The sequence below is a fragment of the Undibacterium sp. Jales W-56 genome, from assembly GCF_025548535.1.
GTDB lineage: Bacteria > Pseudomonadota > Gammaproteobacteria > Burkholderiales > Burkholderiaceae_D > Undibacterium.
The window spans coordinates 111,344-133,522 of sequence record NZ_JAJLQW010000005.1 but is presented as its reverse complement, the minus strand read 5'-3'; the positions used below and the strand labels follow the sequence as shown (position 1 = coordinate 133,522).

General features: G+C 46.0%; 13 protein-coding genes. 4 read left to right on the top strand and 9 right to left on the bottom strand.

The window, feature by feature from the left end:
- Nucleotides 1-7: 7 nt before the first annotated feature.
- The 5 genes from LPB67_RS14205 to LPB67_RS14185 form a co-directional block, all read right to left on the bottom strand.
- Nucleotides 8-1,927, bottom strand: coding sequence for a rhamnan synthesis F family protein (locus tag LPB67_RS14205; RefSeq protein ID WP_262837933.1), 1,920 nt, complete (start codon nucleotides 1,925-1,927; stop codon nucleotides 8-10).
- A gap of 119 nt (nucleotides 1,928-2,046) precedes the next feature.
- Nucleotides 2,047-3,150, bottom strand: a complete 1,104-nt coding sequence (locus LPB67_RS14200) for an acyltransferase family protein (protein WP_262837932.1) — start codon at nucleotides 3,148-3,150, stop codon at nucleotides 2,047-2,049.
- Nucleotides 3,151-3,173: 23 nt separating this feature from the next.
- Nucleotides 3,174-4,562, bottom strand: coding sequence for an ABC transporter ATP-binding protein (locus tag LPB67_RS14195; protein WP_262837931.1), 1,389 nt, complete (start codon nucleotides 4,560-4,562; stop codon nucleotides 3,174-3,176).
- Nucleotides 4,552-5,370: an ABC transporter permease gene (locus tag LPB67_RS14190; RefSeq protein WP_262837930.1), complete on the bottom strand. Its 819-nt coding sequence runs from the start codon at nucleotides 5,368-5,370 to the stop codon at nucleotides 4,552-4,554. Before LPB67_RS14190 ends, LPB67_RS14195 begins: the two co-directional genes overlap by 11 nt.
- A 575-nt stretch (nucleotides 5,371-5,945) precedes the next feature.
- Complete coding sequence (locus tag LPB67_RS14185; protein WP_262837929.1) at nucleotides 5,946-6,215, bottom strand: DUF4148 domain-containing protein; 270 nt, start codon at nucleotides 6,213-6,215, stop codon at nucleotides 5,946-5,948.
- A gap of 247 nt (nucleotides 6,216-6,462) precedes the next feature.
- Here LPB67_RS14185 and LPB67_RS14180 point away from each other — a divergent pair, with 247 nt between their 5' ends.
- Nucleotides 6,463-7,386, top strand: coding sequence for a LysR family transcriptional regulator (locus LPB67_RS14180; RefSeq protein ID WP_262837928.1), 924 nt, complete (start codon nucleotides 6,463-6,465; stop codon nucleotides 7,384-7,386).
- Here the strand turns inward: LPB67_RS14180 and LPB67_RS14175 are convergent.
- A complete protein-coding gene (locus tag LPB67_RS14175; RefSeq protein WP_262837927.1) occupies nucleotides 7,383-8,120 on the bottom strand; it encodes a DUF1045 domain-containing protein in 738 nt (245 codons plus the stop codon). The genes LPB67_RS14180 and LPB67_RS14175 overlap by 4 nt on opposite strands.
- A gap of 119 nt (nucleotides 8,121-8,239) precedes the next feature.
- Between LPB67_RS14175 and LPB67_RS14170 the strand changes: the two genes are divergently transcribed.
- The 3 genes from LPB67_RS14170 to LPB67_RS14160 all read left to right on the top strand — a co-directional run bounded on the left by LPB67_RS14170 (nucleotide 8,240) and on the right by LPB67_RS14160 (nucleotide 16,600).
- Nucleotides 8,240-9,376: an alpha-D-ribose 1-methylphosphonate 5-triphosphate diphosphatase gene (locus LPB67_RS14170; RefSeq protein ID WP_262837926.1), complete on the top strand. Its 1,137-nt coding sequence runs from the start codon at nucleotides 8,240-8,242 to the stop codon at nucleotides 9,374-9,376.
- 562 nt (nucleotides 9,377-9,938) lie between these two features.
- On the top strand, nucleotides 9,939-12,788 hold the full coding sequence (locus LPB67_RS14165) for a TonB-dependent receptor plug domain-containing protein (RefSeq protein ID WP_262837925.1): 2,850 nt from the start codon (nucleotides 9,939-9,941) through the stop codon (nucleotides 12,786-12,788).
- 710 nt (nucleotides 12,789-13,498) lie between these two features.
- On the top strand, nucleotides 13,499-16,600 hold the full coding sequence (locus tag LPB67_RS14160) for a TonB-dependent receptor (protein ID WP_262837924.1): 3,102 nt from the start codon (nucleotides 13,499-13,501) through the stop codon (nucleotides 16,598-16,600).
- Nucleotides 16,601-16,781: 181 nt separating this feature from the next.
- Here LPB67_RS14160 and guaD read toward each other — a convergent pair whose 3' ends face one another.
- The 3 genes from guaD to xdhA all read right to left on the bottom strand — a co-directional run bounded on the left by guaD (nucleotide 16,782) and on the right by xdhA (nucleotide 22,047).
- Nucleotides 16,782-18,095 carry a guanine deaminase gene (gene guaD, locus LPB67_RS14155; RefSeq protein WP_262837923.1) on the bottom strand — a complete coding sequence of 438 codons (1,314 nt, stop codon included), beginning with the start codon at nucleotides 18,093-18,095 and terminating at the stop codon, nucleotides 16,782-16,784.
- A 113-nt stretch (nucleotides 18,096-18,208) separates the two neighbouring features.
- Entirely contained in the window at nucleotides 18,209-20,545 is a 2,337-nt protein-coding gene (gene xdhB, locus LPB67_RS14150; protein WP_262837922.1) for a xanthine dehydrogenase molybdopterin binding subunit, read from the bottom strand.
- Nucleotides 20,542-22,047, bottom strand: coding sequence for a xanthine dehydrogenase small subunit (gene xdhA, locus LPB67_RS14145; RefSeq protein WP_262837921.1), 1,506 nt, complete (start codon nucleotides 22,045-22,047; stop codon nucleotides 20,542-20,544). The genes xdhB and xdhA overlap by 4 nt, the downstream gene beginning before the upstream one ends.
- Between the last annotated feature and the right edge of the window lie 132 nt (nucleotides 22,048-22,179).

Here is a 22,179-nt window from a genome sequence, read left to right as displayed (position 1 = left end):
CGCACCGTCATGCGGCAAACTGATATTGGTCGACCATTTTCATATCAGAGCAATAAATTGATAAATTCATTGCATGTAGACTGACTGAAAACAAACGCTCTATTGCATGAGCTAGAGTGCCATCCACTTGACCATGTTCTGTCTCGAAATCATCCGACTGAAGTGACAAAGTGAGAAGGGGAAGCATCGCATCAACCCTAGCCACAAACATACTACCAGCCACGAAATTCATATTATTAATATCTCGGGGAGAAACACCCATTCTGGCTCCCAACGCAACGACTCGGACAACGTTATTTCCCCAATACTGATGCATAGGGAGCAAGTGTCCATCCGGTGCAACCAAACCAGTTTCTATATGTCCCTGCATCCATGTAATTGCATTATTAATAGCGCTGGCGGACAATGTTTTTTCAAATAAATCACGACGCCATTTTATTCCGTCAAGTCTATGTAACGATTTCTTTGTATGCGTTTTCACAAAGAATCTATGGCCTGCAGCGATAACCTCTGGCATGATTTTCAAGAACGGGAGAATATCTCGCCCCCTATTTTCATATACGCGTAAAACATAAGGATATTCATTTCTTATTAATATATTTTTTATAGTTGCTTCATTCTCTGGAACAGTTGTCACATAAAGCTTTACGTCATACGACTTAATATTTTCTATATACGTCAATATTTCGAGCAGTACATCTGGATAAAACGCGTGAATAACAATGGCCAATCTTCCAGCATCACTCTGACCAATATTTAGTAACGTTGATTGTGCACGGACATTCGCCATACGTATTGTTTCTGGAAAAATCTTCGATGATATGACGTTAAAATTTTCATCATCACAATTAATTAGTTGCGGAATCTTGACGAAATTAAGATGTTTTTTTGTTTGCAATTGTTCGCGCTCAATAGAAATTGCTAACGCTGACAAATGCGCCTGCAATATAAAGGTGCTCAATAATTGTTGTTCTAGTGGCTGAAGACTGTCAGGCAATTTGATTTCAGACATGTCTATGCATAAATTTGAATCCATTGCCCCATCTAACAAAAAATCCAAAGGCAGGTCGAAGTGTCGAGCATCGTATATCGTGTCAAAAAAAGGATCTATCTCTTTTTTTAAAGGATCAATATTGCTTTCTATCTTACGTTGAGTAAGCAAAGCATTAAACCCGTGCTCTCGATCAAAAGTAAATGTCAGATTTTGATGCCCGATTAAGAATAATTCCCTCAGATTATTTTGCCCCCCCCACTTCCGCCAACTATCTATCAATTCCGATGTAAATTCTTTATTAACGTCATGACCAATTATCAGCAACGGCTTATCATCCACGCAAACATACCGTTTACTTTTTAAATGGCTAATCAAGAGAATTTGTGCTCGGGATAGACACGTATCCGACGTGTCAAGAATCTGCCGGATATTAGAAAAAGCAAAACAAAAATTAAACTCAGCGCCAGAAAATTTGCATAAATAATCGCTCAATGCATTCAAAAAATCTTCGACACCTTGGTCTGGAATACAAAAACAAAAGCTATCGATTCCATTTTGTGTAAGCGTTGAAATTTTTTCCCAGAATCTAATTAGATTACTCACATTATCATCATTATTTATATTGCCAAATGTGCAAACATCTATCCAAATAATGGTGGAATTAATTTTCGTTTTTTTTACGTCGAATACAATATTTGTAGACGAATTATTTACCCATAATTGTTGAGAACCTGTTCTCAATGCCTCAACATATTGTTCAAAGTGATTAATGGCAAGTGCAGGAACTACGCTATCTCGATAGTTATTAAAAAACTGAGGCATGCAGATTGCTAGCTCGTCGCGAATCCGGTCTTTAGTCAATCTGGCAAGTGGAAAAATTCGCCATACGAGCTGAATTCCCTCCATAATTTTTTTAACAATCAGATTATGCAATCTTTTCCTCAAACTTTTGGTGACTTCATATCATTTAAAACTTTTCCTAATGCTATAAAACTGTAGATTTATATCGATCAAATAGGAAATAGTACGAAACCTGCTATTAGGACTAATGGTTAAGACAAATGGGCCGTCTCTCTAGAAGTAAATTCACTCTTTGCACCCCATAGAATCAAGGGCTTTTCTATGTACCTAAAAGAGAGAAATGCCGCCAAAAATGTCAGACCGGATCCTGCTAAAACGACAGAAGTCTGACCATAACCCATCGTCCGTAAAAATGCGTAAACAGGGTAATGCCACAGGTATAGGCCATAAGAAATACTGCCGATCCAAACTAGTACAGGGTTGGTAAGGATTTTTCTTAGCAGTTCACTTTTCTGCAAAAAGATAGCCACGATCAATATTGCCACCGATATTTCAATAAGGAGCATGTGGTAATAATATAGCGATAAATCCATCCAACTTAATAAGATGCAAGCAGAGGTAAGATAGAGAACGCTAACTGGTAACAATATATTCATGAGTTCATATATGCGCATCTTAGTTTTTTCGAACTGTTGGCTAGAAAGATGGGCAGAAAGACAGCACCCTACTAACAAAGCATCTGCTCGCGTATCAAGCCCATTGTAGAGGCGATCAACCGTCGCACCACTTACAATGAAGTACACCCGAATCGCATAAATACACAATACAAATAACAAAATAATTTTTGCCAAGTTACGAGACGGTTTCGCAATGTTCGCAATCAATCCGAGTAAGATTGGCCAAATAAAATAAAATTGTGCCTCTACAGACAATGACCATGTATGCCCAAGATAAGATGGAGGGTGTACTCCAAATGCACGTGCCCAATTAGAAAGCCAGGCTAAACTGATTGCTGCATCTATCACATGCGATCTGCGTTCGTCTCCAGTGAAATAAAATTGATTTACAAGCACATAGATCAGCAATAACAACAAATATCCTGGAACTAATCGTAAAAATCGACGGAAATAGAATAATTGCAAATTATTTCCGGATGACTCAGAGCGTTCTTTGAGTAATAAACTAGTGATCAAAAATCCACTCAACACAAAAAATATATCCACTCCAATAAATCCCCCATTAAATATTCCGATGTCCATGTGAAATAACATTACCAACAAAATGGCAATACCACGCAAACCATCCAGCTCTGGCACGCGCGTAATACGATATGGAAGTGTTAGAGAATTAGTCATTTATCCGCTGAAACAACGGCTCCTCATCTAGAGGTAACGTTAAATTCAATTTTTTGCATAGGAACACCAACAAGACCTGTAACCACAGAGCTAGACTCTGATTTCAAAATAACAGCTTCGTTGATCCAATCTAAAGGTATGTGATCTTGATTACTCCCAGCAGCAATGGCTACGCATACCGAATAATCACCTTTCAACAAGATCGGCATAAGAAACTGAAACTCAGCAACTACTTTTTGCCCTGCAGAGACCGACAAAGGCCGATCGTGATAAGTTAAATAAGTATTGTCGCCAAATAAAACTTGTCCCAGTCGGTCTTTAACGTAAAAACCAATGATAGGCGAATAAATATCTCTGTGAAATACGGCATCAACTTTTAATCTGATATCCTCTCCCCCTATAATCCAAGTCAACGGAGTCCCTGAGGTATCGAGGAAATTGATTGTCTCGATTTGTGCTTCTTTTGATCCATAGCGATCAACGTTCTGATCAAACTCAAATGCCTTAATATCGTTCCTCAAGTTACTAAGATTGAGCCATTCAAGCCTCGCATCTTTCCTGGGTAATTTGGCTGATGGATTTAGGGCGGTGATATTTGTATTTTGAGCGACTGATTCGTATGGAGTTGCCTCATAAAAATTTTGCAAATATTTATCGGAAGCCTCTTTAGCACTGCCGTCAAATAACATTGATCCTTTGTCAAGCCAAATTACTCTCTCACAAAGACTTTTGACTGCTACCGTATCATGGCTTACGAACAGAATTGAACCTTGCTTCATGAATTTTCTGAGAAAACGCATACACTTCTGAGTAAAGAATGCATCGCCGACAGCCAGCGCCTCATCAATGACCAAAATATCCGCGTCAACGTGCGCAATGACGGCAAACGCCACTCGCACAAACATACCGCTAGAATATGTTTTGACGGGTTGCTCAATGAAATCACCGATATCGGCAAACGCAATGATGTCCTCAATACGCTCATCTACCTGATTTTTACTCAAGCCAAGTAACTGGCCATTCATATAGATATTTTCACGGCCGGTATATTCCGGATTAAAACCAGAGCCAAGCTCTAACAATGCGGCGACACGCCCGTTGACAATAACCTCACCTTTGGTTTGATTTAATGTGCCGCATAAAATCTGAAGCAAAGTACTTTTACCCGAACCGTTACGCCCGATAATGCCGAAGGTTTCTCCCTTTTTTAATTCAAAACTAATGTCATGCAATGCCCAATATTGTTTAGCACAATTTTGAGCACGCAAACGCAGATAGTCCCTTACTTTACCAAACGGACATAAGCGTGCGGCGAGGGAGAACAAACCTTGTTTTAATCTATCATTTGGTCTTTCATAGATTTGATAGCATTTACTGACGTTCCTGACGCTAATTGCAAATTCAGAGGACATCTGCAAATCCCCTGCGCGTTTTTTGAAAACAAATAAATCCTGCCCAGGCAACCAGTAATGCCGCGGCAGTATATTGGGCCAGCTCTTGCCAATCGGGTAGTTTCCCCCAGACAATCACTCGTCTAGCCATCTCTATTGGAAACACCATAGGATTCAATTTGGCAAAAACTTGCCAGCGTGCAGGAATAGCCGATAACGGAAAAAATACGGGCGATAGAAACATCAAGCCTGTCACCAAAATTCCAATTGTTTGCCCTACGTCTCTTAAAAAAACCCCGATTGCGGATAGAAACCAGCTAATACCGAGGCAAATCAGGGCGAGAGGTAGCACAATCAGGGGCAATAATAATAATGTGAGAGGTATATAACCCGTAATTACAAACTGAAAAACGAGCAGAACCAGTATGCTAATCACCATGTGAAACATAGCCGACATCAAATTGACGCAAGCCAAGACTTCAAGCGGAAATACTATTTTTTTGACAAAATTCACGTTACCAATAATCAACCCAGGAGCGCGATTGACATTTTCTGCAAATAAATTAAACATGATCATGCCCGCGAATAAAACGATTGCGAATTCCGATTTTGAACTACTGGTAGCAGTCCACCGTGCTTGGAATATTTCACTAAAGACAAAAGTGTATATCGCGAGCATAAAGATGGGCGTCAGCAATGACCACAATACCCCCAAGCTGGATCCTTTATATTTACCTAAAGCATCGCGCTTGGCCATATCAAGAATCAGGCGCCTGTGCATCCACAAAGAATGAATTGCATAAAAAGGAGAAATTGGGGTTTTCGTCATTAGCTATGATGATCATGACCGGGAGCATGAAACAGTAAATATAAAGTCTGTCATTGTAAGTCCAAATCGATTGAACATTAACAAATGCGGGATGGTGCCTGTCATAGCAGATCATTACAAGAAAAGTTACATTCAGTTAATAACAAACAGTTAACCTCGCTTTATCTCCGGCCCCAATACCGCCCAGATTACCCATTAATGAGCGCGACATCAGTCTCTCCGTTCCCCCACGGTGTTCCTGACGCTGCAAGAAGGAAGTTTGGTTAATTTGTGAACAATTCATCATGGCCATTCCCAAACGCAATCCAACAACACAGTCAACTACGATCCAATGCTGCGCAAGATGATAATGTGTTACTTAAATTGCTCACAGTTATCACTCAAGTCGCAATGTGCCCCCACCATAATGTTTGCGCCGATGCGTCTTGCCGGAACACTTTTACGTAAATCGGATACATATTGTCGTGTTGCTAGAAGTAAAAAAAACGCCACATCTGTGGCGTTTTTTGACGAACATCGCTGCAGTGCTATCTTTTGCTTACTGGATCTGGATAGCGCTGCATTTGCAGCCAGATTTATTCTGTCGCGCTGCTGGATTTTGCTTTTGGTGCTTTTGCAGTTTCAGTTTTCGGTTCTGTCGCTGTTTTAGCAATAACTGCTTGTGGCGTTGCGAACCAGGCGAACTCTTCGCCGCCGACTTGTTCGCCAGCAGCGCGTGCTTGCGCCAATTCGGCAACGACTTCAGCACGGGTTTTTGTGGATGTGGGTGCAGTGTCCGCAGCAAAAGCAGTACCAACAGTCAAAGCGATCAGGCTAGCGGCAGCGAAAAGTTGTTTAGTGTTCATGGTCATTCTCCAAAAATATCAATAAGGGTCGGTTGCCGGCGTCCATATTGTGTAAGCAATTTGCATGAGAAGTGAGATGCCATCACTTCCGATGCCTACTGCCATACGCTTTTGGATTCGGCTTCGATGAGCAGTTTATGTTGCACTGCACACCGATGAAGGCAGTGTAGGCTTTTCAGATTGAACAAAAAAGGGGGTAATCAGGAATATACTATTGCTAAATACGGAACAATAAAGGGCTTGAAATATGGACAGATTGCAATCAATGCGGATCTTTTCTAAAGTCGTCGAGCAAGGGAGCTTTGCCCGGGCGGCAATTGCGATGGAAATGTCGAATGCAGTTGTCACCCGCTATATGGCAGATCTGGAGGCGCATCTCGGTACGCGGCTCTTAAATCGGACTACTCGCAAACTATCTCTGACCGAGACCGGGCAGATTTATCTGGAGCGTGTTCGACAAATTCTGGCCGATATCGACGATGCCGATGCCGTGGCCTCCTATTCTGCCAAAAAGCCTAGTGGGACCTTGCGTATTTATTCTCATCCGAGTTTTAGCCGCACACAATTAGCGCCTTTGTTACCCAAGTTTGCAAAAGAATTTCCAGATATTGTGCTTGACGTGAGGGTAACCGACCGGAATGTGGATCTGGTAGAAGAAGGCTTTGATATCGGATTTTTCCTGGATTTACAAAAAATCGATGCAAGTATGATCGCTCGCAAATTAGCGACTTCAGAAATTTTATTGTGCGCGTCACCAGACTATATCAAGCAATATGGCGTGCCAAAAAACGCTGACGATGTATCGAATCATAAGTGCTTAAACTTTGGTTATGATTTTTTGCGCGATAACTGGATAGTCCAAGGTAAGCGCGGAGAGCCACCGTCCCCCAGGCAGATTCCGATACATAGCTGCGTGATTTCCAATAATGCCGACGTCCTCAGGGAATGCGCGCTAGCCGGCATGGGCTTGGTATTGCGCGCTTCCGTTATGCTGGGCGATGATCTGAGCAGCGGGCGCTTGGTTCGCCTTTTTCCCGAATTTCTTCTGGGCGACATTTCTATCTCTATGGTGTATCCGAGCCGTCGTCTTCTATCCGCCAAAGTCAGGAATTTTGTGAATTTTGTAGCAACGCAATTTCCGCATCCGGAAATTGATAAGTGGCTAGGTTAAACAATATGGGTTGCCGCAGCATTGGATACCTGCCGAAGAAGACAGCGATGCAACAACTTAAATACAGCTCCCGGTGCATTCTCCTTAAAAATACATAGGCTATCGATTTCTAAGGGAGCCGCAATATCGAAGTGTCGTTCTGCCGATTCACTCAGGCGGGACAGCGTATCCGCGTCGACCTGCGCAAGTGAATCCGTCAGCGTCATGTGAAAACGATAGGCGTCTTCCGTGTAAGGGTAGCCCCAGCGCCGCAACAATTCCTCTTGCCTGTGGCTTAAATTATGTTGCCGACGCCGCTGCAATTCAGCAGCGCTCATCGGTGCACGCATAGGCTCAAAGCAGGCGACGCAAGCTTGTGCCAGAGTCGCTATTTCCGTGTGCTTCTCATCAACCTGCAATGCTAAAAAATCGCCCAGCATACGCACTTGTGGCTTGGCGATTTTGATGGGAGCTCTATTTTCACAAAACTGCGCAAGCTGCGCCAACAAATCACCCTCCCCACAACCGCCGGACAGCCGGAATGGCGCTTTCATCGTGGCATGAAATCCATAGCGCCGGGCACTGGCAGTAAGTTCGCTGAATCTATCTGCGTGAATGTGCTCTACTTTAGCTTGCAAAACCGTTGCGCCAGTTTCCGAATCACGGCCAAGCCAGACATTACCTGCCGTCCGCCAAGGAGATGTAGTGGCGGGAGCAAAATATACGGCGTAGCGGGAAGCTGATTCGGGTGTCATGAGCGCATGCTATGCTTTTGATCAAATTATTTATTGATAAAATTTACGCAGGCAGTAAAAGCCCTGTCATTTTTTCACCTGGCTGTTATACCGCCTCGTAAGTCGATCACCAGAACAATATGATACACACCATACGCAATGCCAGAATCGTTACTGCCGATGCTGAATTCTTGGGCAGCATGTCCTACCAGGGCGACCACATCAAAGATGTTTCATCGAATCATCAGGGACTGGCGGGCACAGATTGGGGCGGTGATTACCTCTTGCCCGGCCTGATTGAGATTCATACTGATAATCTGGAAAAACATCTGATGCCGCGCCCCAAAGTGAGTTGGCCGATTTTGCCCGCAATCGCGGCGCATGATGCACAAATCGCCGCATCCGGCATCACCACCGTCCTCGATGCGATCGCTGTCGGCGATATTGACACTGACAGCATGCGCATGAAGTCCCTGCATGCCAGCATCGCTGGCTTGCGCACTGCGGCTGATGCCGGCATGCTGCGCGCCGATCATTTTTTACATTTGCGACTCGAACTGGCCGAACCCAATTTGATTTCTCTGTTTAGCCCGTTCTTAGACGATGAACGTTTGAAGCTGGTGTCATTGATGGACCACACGCCAGGCCAGCGGCAATGGACGGATATGCATCATTACCGTGTCTACGTCACCGGGAAACGCGGCTGGAGCAATGAAAAAGTCGATGGCATGCTCGATCACTTGCTGGAACGGCAGCAGACACATGCCACCGCGAACCGGCGCGAGGTCGTCCGTCTATGTCGTGCATCAGCACGCCCCATTCCTCTGGCAACTCATGATGACACCACCATAGAGCACGTGACCGAAGGAGTCGATGAGGGCGTCACCATGTCGGAATTCCCTACCACGATGGACGCCGCCAGTGCCGCCCGTGAACACAAGCTGAAGATCATCATGGGCGCGCCCAACGTCGTGCGCGGCGGATCGCACTCAGGCAATGTATCCGCACTCGCACTCGCAAAACGCGATTTGCTGGACGTTCTGTCATCAGATTATGTCCCCGCCAGTCTTTTACACGCCGCATTCTTGCTGCAAAGCCAAGGGTACTCGCTGCCCAAAGCAGTTGCAACGGTAACAGGCAATCCAGCGAATTTATTGGGTTTACATGATCGCGGCGCTATCGCAACTGGCTTGCGAGCGGATTTTATCCGGGTTCGCATGTTGGAGAATTTTCCGATAATTTTAGGTGTTTGGAAGGCGGGGCGGCAGATTGCGTAAATGCCTTTATCGATGAAAAAAACGTTTCATTTTTAGCCGAAAAGACACTATTTTTTAACGAATCAAAAATAAATAATTGCACCAAAACAATGCGCGAAAATATTTTTTTCGATCGCGGTGTTTTTAGATAAACAAATCAGAGAGTAAAAACAAAAACTTACATTTCTTTATAGAATTAATGTTTTGCCCTTATAAAAATATAAGGGTACTTACATTCAATTAATAAAAATTAAATGTAGTATTTTCCCCAGAAAAAGAATTAAATATTTTTTGTATCAAAAAATATAACTCTTAGATTATCTTTTTTTGCACAGCACAAGAATAATGCAGGTATTTTAATCTCCCCAATTTGTCATATTCCAACCTGTTGTTTTTGAGTATAAGAAAAGTGGGCCTTTATTGACAGTCGTATTGCAGAAATGGTTCCATGTTCCATCAAGATTTTTTTGGTACATAAATTTTCATATGTCATCAAAAACCTTGGGACCATTTGCAAATCTTTACTCAACAAAGAATATGCGTTTGATAGATCAGTCTCCATATCTAATTCGGGAGTAACACAATGATAAAAGAAAAAATTCTGTCTCGATCAGTCAGAATAATGTTTTCCAGTGGAATCGCAATGGGGTTGGGCATTATTGCTCAGCCAGTATTGGCGCAAGACGCTGTACAGCGTATTGAAATCACAGGTTCGTCGATCAAACGTGTCGAATCAGAAACTGCATTGCCAGTCACTGTGATGAAGCGCGAAGACATCGAGCGTACAGGTGCAACTACCGCACAAGACTTGGTAAATTTAATTCCGGGCAACTTCGGCGGCGGCGTGGTAGCAAATAACGTTGGTGCGACGGGTAACCCGTCCACAGCAAACCTGCGTTCTCTTGGCTCCAAATACACTTTGGTACTGTTGAATGGTCGTCGCGTCGCTAACTATGCGATCGGCAACAGCCCAGTCGATCTGAACTCCATCCCACTCTCTGCCATCGAGCGTATTGAAGTGTTGCGTGATGGTGCTTCTGCGGTGTATGGCGCTGATGCGATTGCAGGTGTAATTAATTTTATCTTGAAAAAAGATTACCAAGGCCTGGAAGCATCTGTATACGGAACTAAAGTTGTTCAAAAAGGGGGGGACACAAGAAGCTTTAATGTTACTGGTGGTTACGGCGATTTGAATAAACAAGGTTTCAATATCTTGTTGAGCGCAAATCATGAAAATGATGATGTCTTGAAAGCGCGTGATCGTTCTTTCGCGGCAACAGCAAACCGTCCTGATCTAGGTATCAACAAAGCATCGCCACGTAACGGCGTGCCTAACTTCAATTTCACTGATAGTTTGGGTAACAAATATACAGGGGTTAACCCATACCGTTTTAACGGCTGTAACAACACGGAATTTTCATTAGTCATCCGTAATGAAAAAGCATGTGGTACTGACTATGTTAAGTACATTGATCTGATTCCAAAACAAACGCATGATAACTTCGTTGCACGCGCTGTTTTCAAAATCAATGATGATCATGAAGTGTTTGCAGAAGCTGCTCACACTAAGGACAACACACTCGCAACCTATTCTCCTGCGCCATATACGATCAATATGACGTATCCAACAGGAGGTAAATTCTATCCAACCAGCTTCACTATTCCTAAAGGTTATGTTGTTCCATCAGGCACTACATATAAATTGGCGAATGGCTCCACACTGGCAGCTGGTAGTGTGTTAGCCAACGACGTAGTCGTAACGCCTGTTGGGCCAATGTCTGGCACATGGCGTACCGTTGCCGGCGGTGGACGTCAGGATAATACTGATGCGACGAATGATCGCTTCCTGGTCGGTTCTAAAGGTGTCATCGCTGGATGGGATTACGAAACAGCATTGACATATGCAAAAAACAAAGTTGAAATCACTTTTGGCGAAGGTCAGTTCAGCTACGCAAAGCTGACTCCGCTTGTCAGATCTGGTGCAATCAACGTTTTTGGTTCACAAGATGCGACAAGTCTAGCAGCGCTGAGGACCGCATTGTTGACAGGTCAACTTGAGAACAACGGCACGTCGATCTCCAAAGAATTTGATTTCCGTATTTCCAAGGAAATCGCGCAAACTAGTTATGGCCCAGTTGGTTTGGCTTTGGGTACCAGCTATCGCCAAGAATCTTTAGATCAATTCTCCGCACCAGTGTTGGCAAGTGGCGATCAAGTTGGCGGTGCAGGTCCGATTCCTGGCGTAACTGGTGACAGAAAAGTATTGGGTTTATTTGCTGAATCGAATATCCCTCTTTACAAAGATCTGGAAGCCGATATCGCCGCTCGCTACGATAGCTACAAAAATGGTTTTGGCACGTCTTTCAATAAGCTGAGTCCAAAAATTGGTTTTACATACAAGCCAACCAAAACACTGCTGGCTCGTGCGTCCTACGGTGTAGGCTTCCGTGCGCCGACTCTGTATGAAAATCTGCGTCCATTCACCACTGGCAATAACACTAATAGTAATTTCAGTGATCCAGTTCGCTGTCCAAACGGTGTGCCAGTTAATAGTGTGAACCCAGTTGGCGCTATCCAGGATGAATGTAACGTTCAGTTGCCTACGGCCAACTCAGGTAACACAGACGTGAAACCGGAGAAATCCAAGCAATATTCTCTGGGTCTGGTATTCCAGCCAACAGCAAGCTTCAGCGGTTCTATCGATTACTGGAACATCCGTATTAATGACGCTATTTTGAGTGTGTCTGAAAATACGGTATTTGGTAACCCAGCTGCTAACGTCAATAACTTTTACCGTTATGATCCAGCCCTATTTCCAGATGGATGGGTCGATGATGGTAAGCAAACTGGCGCAATTAAAGGTAGTACTAACAAAGATTTCCCATTGGCCTACGTGAATCTGCCTTTGGTAAATGCAGGTGCTTACTTTGCTGCAGGTATCGATCTCAATTTGAACTACAAGGCTAAAGTTGAGAATGTTGGTAACTTCACAATGAACTTCGATAGCACCTACTACACAAAGCATGGTTATCAATATCAAGGTTCGCCAGAAGTTAGTGATGCCGGTACCTACAAGGATCTCGGACCTACACCAAGATGGCGTCATGCGCTGACAGTCACATATAACCGCGGCCCATGGTCTGCATCTGTAACGCAGAACTATACAAGTGGTTATCATGACTTTACTGACCCAGAAGCAGTTGGTGCTAACTACCCGGCTGACCGCAGTGTTTCTCCATACGAAACATATGATGCAACATTGGGTTGGAAAGGTATTAAGAACGTAGATTTGTCATTCGGCATCAAGAATTTGCTGGATAGAGATCCACCTTCTTCACGTACTGCTGCCAATTTCCAAACTGGTTACGATGCTAGCTTTACCAACCCGTTGGGTCGCGTCTACTATGTTCGCGCTAAATATAAATTCTGGTAATACAGAAATTGTTTGACTGGATATAGTTTCATCCACTTAAATTAAAAGCCCCGGAAGTTCCGGGGCTTTTTTTATTTGGCATGACAGATCGAAGAGTTTTACTAATAATCAGATTGAATACATCATATCTAAATAGCAACTAAAGAAAATAAATTTCGCACCAAAAGAGAACATCGACTGACTAGTGGTGTTATCAACCTCACGGTTAAATGCATTGCCAATTTGGCAAAATTAACAATGATTAATAAGTGAGTCAAATTAATTTCAAATTTTTCAGTAATTTCAAAAATATAATTTTGCTATATCAGGAATAAAAAGAATTCATGCACAAAACAATGATTTGTTTCGCCGTACAAAAATAATGCCAAATAAAGATTTGGTCATTTTTTAGTTCCGAAATGAGTGTTGTTTTTTTGAGAATCTGCAAAAAGCTAATGTTGACACTAATACACTCGAGATGTTTCCATGTGAGATGAGTATTTTTTGACAGAATAATTTACATAAACAAGGTCAAAAAAACGATCTTATTTACATTAAATTACAAAAGAAACACTTATTGCAAGTGTTATAAATCGATTCTGGAAGAGGTATTCGTAAGGAAGGTGTTCGCTTGAAAGCGGGTTCGCCCGTCATGCAAGTTGCAATGACGACCAGTTTTATCGGCACGATGTTGTGCAACGTCTTATTGATTTACATAATTAGGAAATCACATGTCCAAGAAAAATCTTGTGTTTAAAAAAACGATAGTCGCGCATGCGCTGACCGTCGCATTTGGTGTTGGTGTGTTGTCTATAGGTGTTGTGCCATCGGTAATGGCGCAATCCAATGCGGCAGGTACTGTTTATGGTAAGGTTGTTGCTGGATCAGCTACAACAGTTGTCTTGAAAAATACAGACACGAACTTGACACGTACCGTCACAGTTGATGCAACTGGTAAATACCAAGCAACCGCATTACCTATCGGTCATTACAAGGCAACATTGTTGAAAGATTCAACAATTTTAGCTAATGCAGAGTTAGAGGTACTTGCTGGACAAGGTGTCGAGCCTGATTTTGGTGCAGCTGCTAATGCAGGTGTTCAGTCAATTGAGGTTAGTGCGCGTCGCAGCCGTATCGACGTATCAAATGCTACGAACGGAGCGACGTTCACCGCAAAAGAATTGGATAAGTTACCAATCGCAAAAAACGTTAATGCGATTATCCAATTGGCGCCAAATACTACTCGTGGCGATCCTACTTACGCAGGTGGTGCGGCATTCGCTGGTGGTGGAGCATCTGAAAATGCTTACTATATTAACGGTATGGTGGTCACCAATCCTTTATCCCAACTAGGTGCATCAGAACTGCCTTTTGGCGCAATTTCACAAGCACAAGTATTAGTTGGCGGCTTCGGTGCTGAATTTGGTCGCTCTGTTGGTGGCGTGGTCAATATAACGACAAAGAGTGGCACAAATAATTGGGAAACTGGTGCATCCGTTTCTATTACGCCATCGGCTATGCGTTCCAAACCGATAGATTATTATTATCCAGTGATCGGGGCTGCTAACACAAAGGCAACTGACGGTACATTGCGAGTCCGCCGCGAAGATAATACTTTGGAAGAAAAAGTCTATGGTGGGTATGTAGGTGGTCCGATAATTAAAGACAAACTTTTCATGTTTGTCGCCGCAGAAACAACACGGAATGATAGTGATAGAGTATTCCAAGGTAGAACCTCTACTACTTTGGCTCAAAACGGCTTTATCAAACAGAAAAACCAAACTGATCGTTACCTAGGTAAATTCGATTGGAATATCACAGATGATCATCGCCTAGAACTTTCCGTATTCGGTGATAAAACTAAGCATGATAATAACTATTATTCTTACAACTACACCACCCGCGCAGTTGGCTCCACTGTAAAATCCTCTGAGCACATAGAATCAGATCCAGATGCCAATGTCGGTGATAACGGTGCAGATGTTCAGTCTTTGCGTTATGTTGGCAATTTGACTGAAAACCTTACTTTGACTGCATTGTATGGACAAAGTAAAGTGAAGCATGTCTACCAACCCGTTGGCTACAATGCAAATTTGTTTGCGGTAACTGCAGACGCCAATAATCAGGTTCCAGGCTTTAATTATAATTCTCCACAATCGTTCAGCGGCCCTCTGAATTTTGATGGCTCTACTGACACAGTCAAATCTCTGCGCCTTGATTTAGAGTATAAATTGGGTAGCCACTTGCTACGTGCAGGTTTAGACAATAATAAATCTTCAGCCTTGAATGCCGGTCAAGCTTCTGCAGGCGGTGGTACCTGGATCTATCAAAAAACAACGACCCCAAATCTGCCTACAGACGTAACTGGCGGTGTGGTACCTGCTTTGACTCCATTCGGTGGCTTGGCAGCACAGGGTTATTATGTGCAGAAGAATTTGAGTTCTACTGTCTCAAACGCCTATGCCGATCAATCTGCGCAATACATCGAAGATAAATACCAAATTACTAAAGATATCTTGATTACGGCCGGTTTGAGAAATGAGCAGTTCTCAAACTCAAACCAAGATAAAGTCAAGTTCATTGAGATGAAAAATCAGATTGCGCCACGTTTTTCTGCTGCGTGGGACGTAAATGGTGATTCTTCTTTGAAAGTATTTGGTAGTGCGGGTCGTTACGCTATTCAGTTACCGTCTGTTGTCGCGTTGCGCCAAGCCAATGGTTCTTTGAATACCGACCAGTACTATACATACACTGGAACTGATGCCAACGGATTGCCGACCGGATTGACACAAATCACTGGCGTATTGTCTGGTAATAACGAGCGTGGGCAAGCTAAAGATCCTCTGACACTGTCATCTACTAATTTGAAGCCTAGTTTTCAAGACGAACTTACTCTCGGATTTGAAAAAGCATTTTCACCAGATCTGAACTTTGGGGCCAAGTTTACCTATCGGACATTAAAATCAGCTATTGATGACTATAGCGATTCGCGTCCGTTCTTAGATTGGGCTAAACGAAATAATGTTACCGTTCCAGATGATTGGGCATTTACCGGTGCTGCATTTAATCCAGGTGAAGATAACGATTTCTTGGTTGATTTCAATGGCAATAAAAAATACTCCCGAGTGCATTTAACCGCTGCGGATATGGGCTTTGAAAAAGTTAAACGTACTTACACCGCAATTGATTTATTTGCGGAACATCCGTATCGCAAAGGATGGTATGGCCGTGTGAACTATACTCTGTCAAGAAGTGAGGGAAACACAGAGGGTCAAACGCTTTCAGACACAGCAACAGGGCAAGCTGACGTAGCTACCACGCAAACCTGGGACTACAAAGAGATCATGTACTACGCAAATGGTAAATTACCAAATGATCGTACCCATCAAATTAAGGCTTTTGGATATTTTGATTTGACAAAAGAAATCACGATTGGTGGTAATTTATTGCTCGCAGCCGGCCGCCCTCGCTCTTGTAAAGGTGCCTTCCCTAACCCTGATCCACGTGCTGTAGCGTATGGTGTGAATTACAACTCCGCCCATTTTTATTGCTTTGGAGCCACAGGGAATGCCAATATACCGTCACCCCGCGGAACTGTTGGTAATTTAGAATGGGATCGCCGTTTGGATCTAAACTTTGCTTACAAACCAGCACAACTTGATGGTTTAGTATTTAGATTAGATATTTTTAATGTATTTAATGCTCAAACGGTACAAAAGGTAGAGGAGCGTTTTAATAATCGTAATGTTCTGCGCGCTACTTACGGCCAGGTTATAAGTGTTACATCGCCAAGGACTGCGAAGATAACAGCTGAATATAACCATAAGTTTTAAATGGAAATTCATTGCTTAATTGAAAGCATATTGTTGTAATTTTTTAATTACAACAACAAGCCCCGGAAATTCCGGGGCTTTTTTTATATCGACTACAGATTACTTCTTCGCTTTATCACGGCCACAAAACTCTGACGGGCGTGGCGTTTCTCCGTGTGATGGTCTTGAAATAATTGATGCCTTATTTTCGCACATGCACTTGTTTACCCGCTGCGTACGTGGCGGCGATGCTGCGGTCGTCGCCCAGCAGCGCTAAGGCGAACAGGAGTTCTTCCAGTGAATTGCACTGCGATGTGCGGCGTGCCATCAATGGTGTTGCTTGCGGGTCGAGCAGAATGAAATCCGCTTCCGTGTCTTTCGCAAAATTACCTATGCAGCCTTCCAGTTGCATGCTGCGGGCACTGCCGAGTGTCGCCAGGTAAAACAGTCGTGTCGCCGGTAAATGACACCCTCCCATGCGCGCGACCTTGTAGGTTTCATTCATGGTTTGCAGCATCGAGAACGAGGTGCCGCCGCCGACATCCGTGGCTAGCGACAAATGCATTCCTGCTGCCTCGGCACTTTTAAAATCAAACAGGCCGCTACCCAAAAATAAATTCGATGTGGGACACAGCGCAACGGCGGATCGGGTGTCTGCCATGCGCGCCCGGTCTTCATCGTCAAGCCAGATGCAATGCCCGTACATCGCACGTTGCCGCATTAAGCCGTAACCGTCATAGATGTCGAGATAGCTGCGTGCCTGCGGGAACAGGCTGCGCGCCCAGGCACATTCATCGCGGTTTTCTGCGACATGCGTTTGTATGAAAGTGTCTGGATAAGCGCGTGCGAGTTCGCCGGCGAGCTGCAGTTGCGCTGCGCTGGACGTCGGTGCGAAGCGCGGTGTGATGGCGTACAACTGGCGTCCCTTGTTATGCCATTTTTTGATCAGGGTTTCGCTATCGCGGATGCCGCCTTCAGCGGTGTCGCGCAGGAATTCCGGGCAATTTCTGTCCATCAGCACCTTACCGGCGATCATACGTAAATTGCGTGAGGAACTTGCCTCAAAAAAGGCATCGACCGATGCCGGATGCACGGTGCAATACACCATCGCTGTGGTGGTGCCGCAGCGGAGCAATTCATCGAGGAAAAATGCAGCGACTTCGCTCGCATGATGCGGATCCTGAAATTGCCGTTCGGCAGGAAACGTATACTGCTCCAACCAGGGCAGCAGGCCTGGTGCAGGCGATCCTATGATGTCGGTTTGCGGATAATGGATATGGCTGTCGATAAAGCCGGGCGCAATGATCTTGCCTGGAAAATGTTGAACCTCGACAGCATCATCCAAGGTCCGCTTTAAGCTGGCATAATCCCCCGCCGCCTGAACCCGGCCATCGCGAACGATTAACAGACCGTCCTCATGCCACTGCGTCGCCTGCTCATTGAGTCGCGGATCGTCGATGAAATGCAACAGGCTGGCGCGATAGGCTTGGGTTGGTACTTGTTTCGGAGCATGCATGGTGTACTTTACAGTCCGCAGTATTCATGCGCTTTTCAAGGCCATTTTGACCTGGAAGGCGCATGAATACTGCGGAATTGTTGGAAAAAATTTATAAAAAATATCAAGCTATCTTAAAACCGAATGGCGTCGATTGCGCGCAAAATTGCTTCGCTGGTGGCCGGTGCCTGCAAAGGCGGATTGCGCTGGTAATCAGCGACGCTGGCGATGGCATCGCGGATCGCAAAAAAAACCGAGAATGGCAGCAATAAAGGCGGCTCGCCGGTCGCCTTGGAGCGATGGATGCTATCGGCAACGTTCTGGTTATCAAACAGCTTGACCCGAAAATCCTCAGGACAGTCCGAGATTGCCGGGATTTTATAGGTCGATGGCGCATGCGTCGTCAGTTTGCCTTGCGCATCCCAACATAATTCTTCGGTCGTCAACCAGCCCATGCCTTGAATAAAAGCCCCCTCTACCTGGCCGATGTCGATGGCGGGATTGAGCGCATTACCGGCATCGTAGAGCAGATCGGCACGCAATAATTTCCATTCGCCGGTCAGCGTATCGACGATCACTTCGGACACCGCCGCACCGTAGGCATAATACGAGAACGGGCTACCGGTCATGGTCTTGCTATCCCAATGCAAATGCGGCGTCGCATAGAATCCGTCGGACCATAATTGGACGCGGGCGAGATAGGCTTTTTGCACCAGATCGGCGAAGCGAATACTGTGGCCGTCACTCAGAATTTGTCCGGCAAAAAATTGCACCTCTTGCGCATCGCCGCCCAGGACGCTGGCCGCGAATGTCGCCAAACGGTCGCGGATCTGGCGCGCTGCATGCTGTGCCGCTTTGCCGTTCAGATCGGCGCCCGTGGAGGCTGCCGTTGCTGAGGTATTCGCAATTTTGCTGGTATCGGTTGCGGTGATTTTTACCTGCGCTAAAGGGATACCTAGTTCATGCGCAACCACTTGCGCAACCTTGGTGTGCAGGCCCTGTCCCATTTCGGTGCCGCCGTGATTCACCAGCACGGAGCCATCGGTGTAGACGTGTACCAGGGCACCGGCCTGATTCAGATGGGTGACGTTGAACGCGATGCCGAATTTATGCGGCGTCAGCGCCAGGCCTTTTTTCAGAACAGGGCTGGCCCGGTTGAAGGCCAGGATAGCCGCACGCCGCTCTTGATACCCGCTGCTTTGCTCCAGCTCCGCGACTAATTCGTGGATCACATTGTCGACTATTTTTTGACCGTAATGCGCGACGTTGCGGCCTTCGTTATCGTCACGTCCATAAAAATTCAACTTACGGATTGTTAAGGCGTCTTTGCCCAGATTGCGCGCAATATCATCGATCACATATTCCATCGCGATCGCACCTTGCGGACCGCCAAATCCGCGAAAAGCGGTATTCGACTGGGTATTGGTTTTACCGCACAGCGCCTTGATCTCGACATCGGACAGATAATAGGCGTTGTCGAAATGGCAGACCGCGCGCGTTGCTACCGGTCCGGATAAATCGGCGGAAAAACCCGCCCGCAACACCATCTCGATTTTTGCGGCGAGAATCAAGCCCTGTGCATCGTAGCCGATCTCGTATTCGTAATAAAACTCATGGCGTTTGCCGGACACCATCATGTCGTCGTCGCGATCGGCGCGCAGTTTGACTGGCCGCTGCAAATGCATCGCACAGAGCGCCGCGCTGGCGGCCCACAAGGCGGACTGCGATTCTTTACCGCCGAAGCCGCCGCCCATACGCCGGCATTCGACTTGCACCTGGTGCGAAGGAATCGCCAAGGCATGCGCCACCACATGCTGCATCTCGCTCGGGTGCTGGGTCGAGCAATACACATGCATTGCCCTGCCCTCTTTTGGCAAGGCATAGGCAATTTGACCTTCGAGATAAAACTGCTCCTGGCCTCCGACCTGCAATTGTCCTTGCAAGCGATGCGCAGCGCCGGCCATCGCTTGTGCGACATTGCCCCGTTGCAGCAACATCGGCGGCAGCACAAAGGATTGCGCGGCTCTTGCGGCTTGCGGAGTGAGGATGGCGGGCAAATCCTCATACACGATGTGCGCCTTGCGCGCGGCTCGTCTGGCCAGGTCATGGGTGCTTGCCGCCACCACAAAAATCGGCTGCCCCACATACTCGACGACACCGTCCGCCAGAATCGGATCGTCATGCAAGATCGGTCCGCAATCATTGATGCCGGGAAAATCCTTGGCAGTAAAAACAGCGACTACGCCCTCGGCTGCGCTGACCGCATCCAGATTCAGCGTCACGATCCTGGCATGCGCTCTTTGCGATAAACCCAGTGCAGCATGCAAGGTGCCCTGGACTTCCGGTATGTCATCGGTGTAAGTCGCACTGCCGCAGACATGCAAGACCGCGGATTCGTGCGGATGCGCCTGCCCCACCTCCTTCCATGTCCCAGCCTGCGTCACCGCTCCGATCTCAGTGAAGGAATTCATGCTTGCACTCCATCAGCCGTGATGGTGGATCTGGCAAACACATCCACAGCGGTTTTGGGTAATGGGGCGTCAGGACGGGTCTCCAGCCAGAACCTGCGCAAGAGATTTTGGGCAGTTTTCATGCGGTAGTCGCTCGAAGCGCGCATGTCGGACAGCGGCGCATAATCTTGTGCCAGTGCCGCCATCGCTTTGACCAGATTCGCCTCGTCCCAGACCTGGTTTTCCAGACAGGCCTCGGCCATCGTCGCCCGTTTCGGCGTCGCTGCCATGCCGCCAAACGCCATGCGCACATTGCTTAACCGGTCGCCCGTCAATTGGGCCGAGAACGCGGCGCAGACTGCCGAGATATCCTGATCGAAACGTTTCGCCAGCTTATATGTGCGGAAAATCTGGCGGGCTGCGGGTAACGGTAATTGCACCGCGGTGAGCACTTCATCCGGCCGCAAATCTTTCTTTTGGTAGCCCAGATAAAAATCTTCCAGCGGCATACTGCGTTGTTCTGCTAGGCTGCTCAAGACGATTTGTGCGCCGAGCACGATCAGCCACGGCATGGAATCCCCGATGGGCGAACCATTCGCGACATTCCCGCCTAGCGTACCGATATGCCGTATAGGTAACGAGGCAAAGCGTTGCCACAGATCGTTCAATTCGGGATAGTAGTTTGCCGCCGCTTGATAGGCGTCTTCAAGCGGGACTGTTGCGCCGATACTCAACATGCCATCTTGTAGCGCTACCTGCTGCAGTTCTGCTACTTCACCAAGATAAATAATCTCGCCGAGATCGCGTAATTGCTTGGTCACCCACAGGCCCACATCCGTCGCCCCCGCCAGCAGGACGGCAGCGGGTTTTGCCGCCCGCAATGAGAGCAATGCCGCTAAGGTATGCGGCGCATCAAAACGCTGATCGCGAAGCTGATATGACAGAGCCTGCGTTCTTTGCATGCCGCGCAAAGCCTGGCGTAAAGCCTCGCGGTCGAATTGCTGTCTGGGTAAGGCGCACATCTGCTGCGCTGCATCGATGATGGGGCGATAGCCGGTGCAGCGACATAAGTTACCGCTTAAAGCGATATCGATCTGTTTGCGTTCTAATGAAGTTTTAGGACAACCGGAATCCGTATCGACTTCCCTTAAATACAAATCCCACAAAGACATCACAAAACCAGGAGTGCAAAAGCCGCATTGCGATCCGTGGCATGCAACCATGGCTTGCTGAACCGGATGCAGGTGTCCGTTTGCATTCAAGTCCTCTACCGTGAAAATAGCTTTGCCATCCAGTGTCGGCAAAAACTGCAAACAGGCATTCACCGATGTCATCTGCAATTGATCTTGTTTTAATTCACCGATAACGACCGTGCAGGCACCACAATCACCCTCGGCGCAACCTTCTTTGGTGCCGCTGCAATGCAGGTCTTCGCGTAAATATTGCAGTAAAGTCCGGGTAGGCGCTGCATCGCTGACCTGATGCTTTTTGCCGCGAAAATAAAAGTGAATTGGGTCCGGCATGATTACTCCAACAATATTTTTTCCAGAGTGTTGCTTCGCTGCGAAAATTGGCACAAAATTGCCAACAATCTCAGCGGCATTGTGTCATTTAAGAGATTATCACTCATGCATCACCTTGCCATATCAGAACGA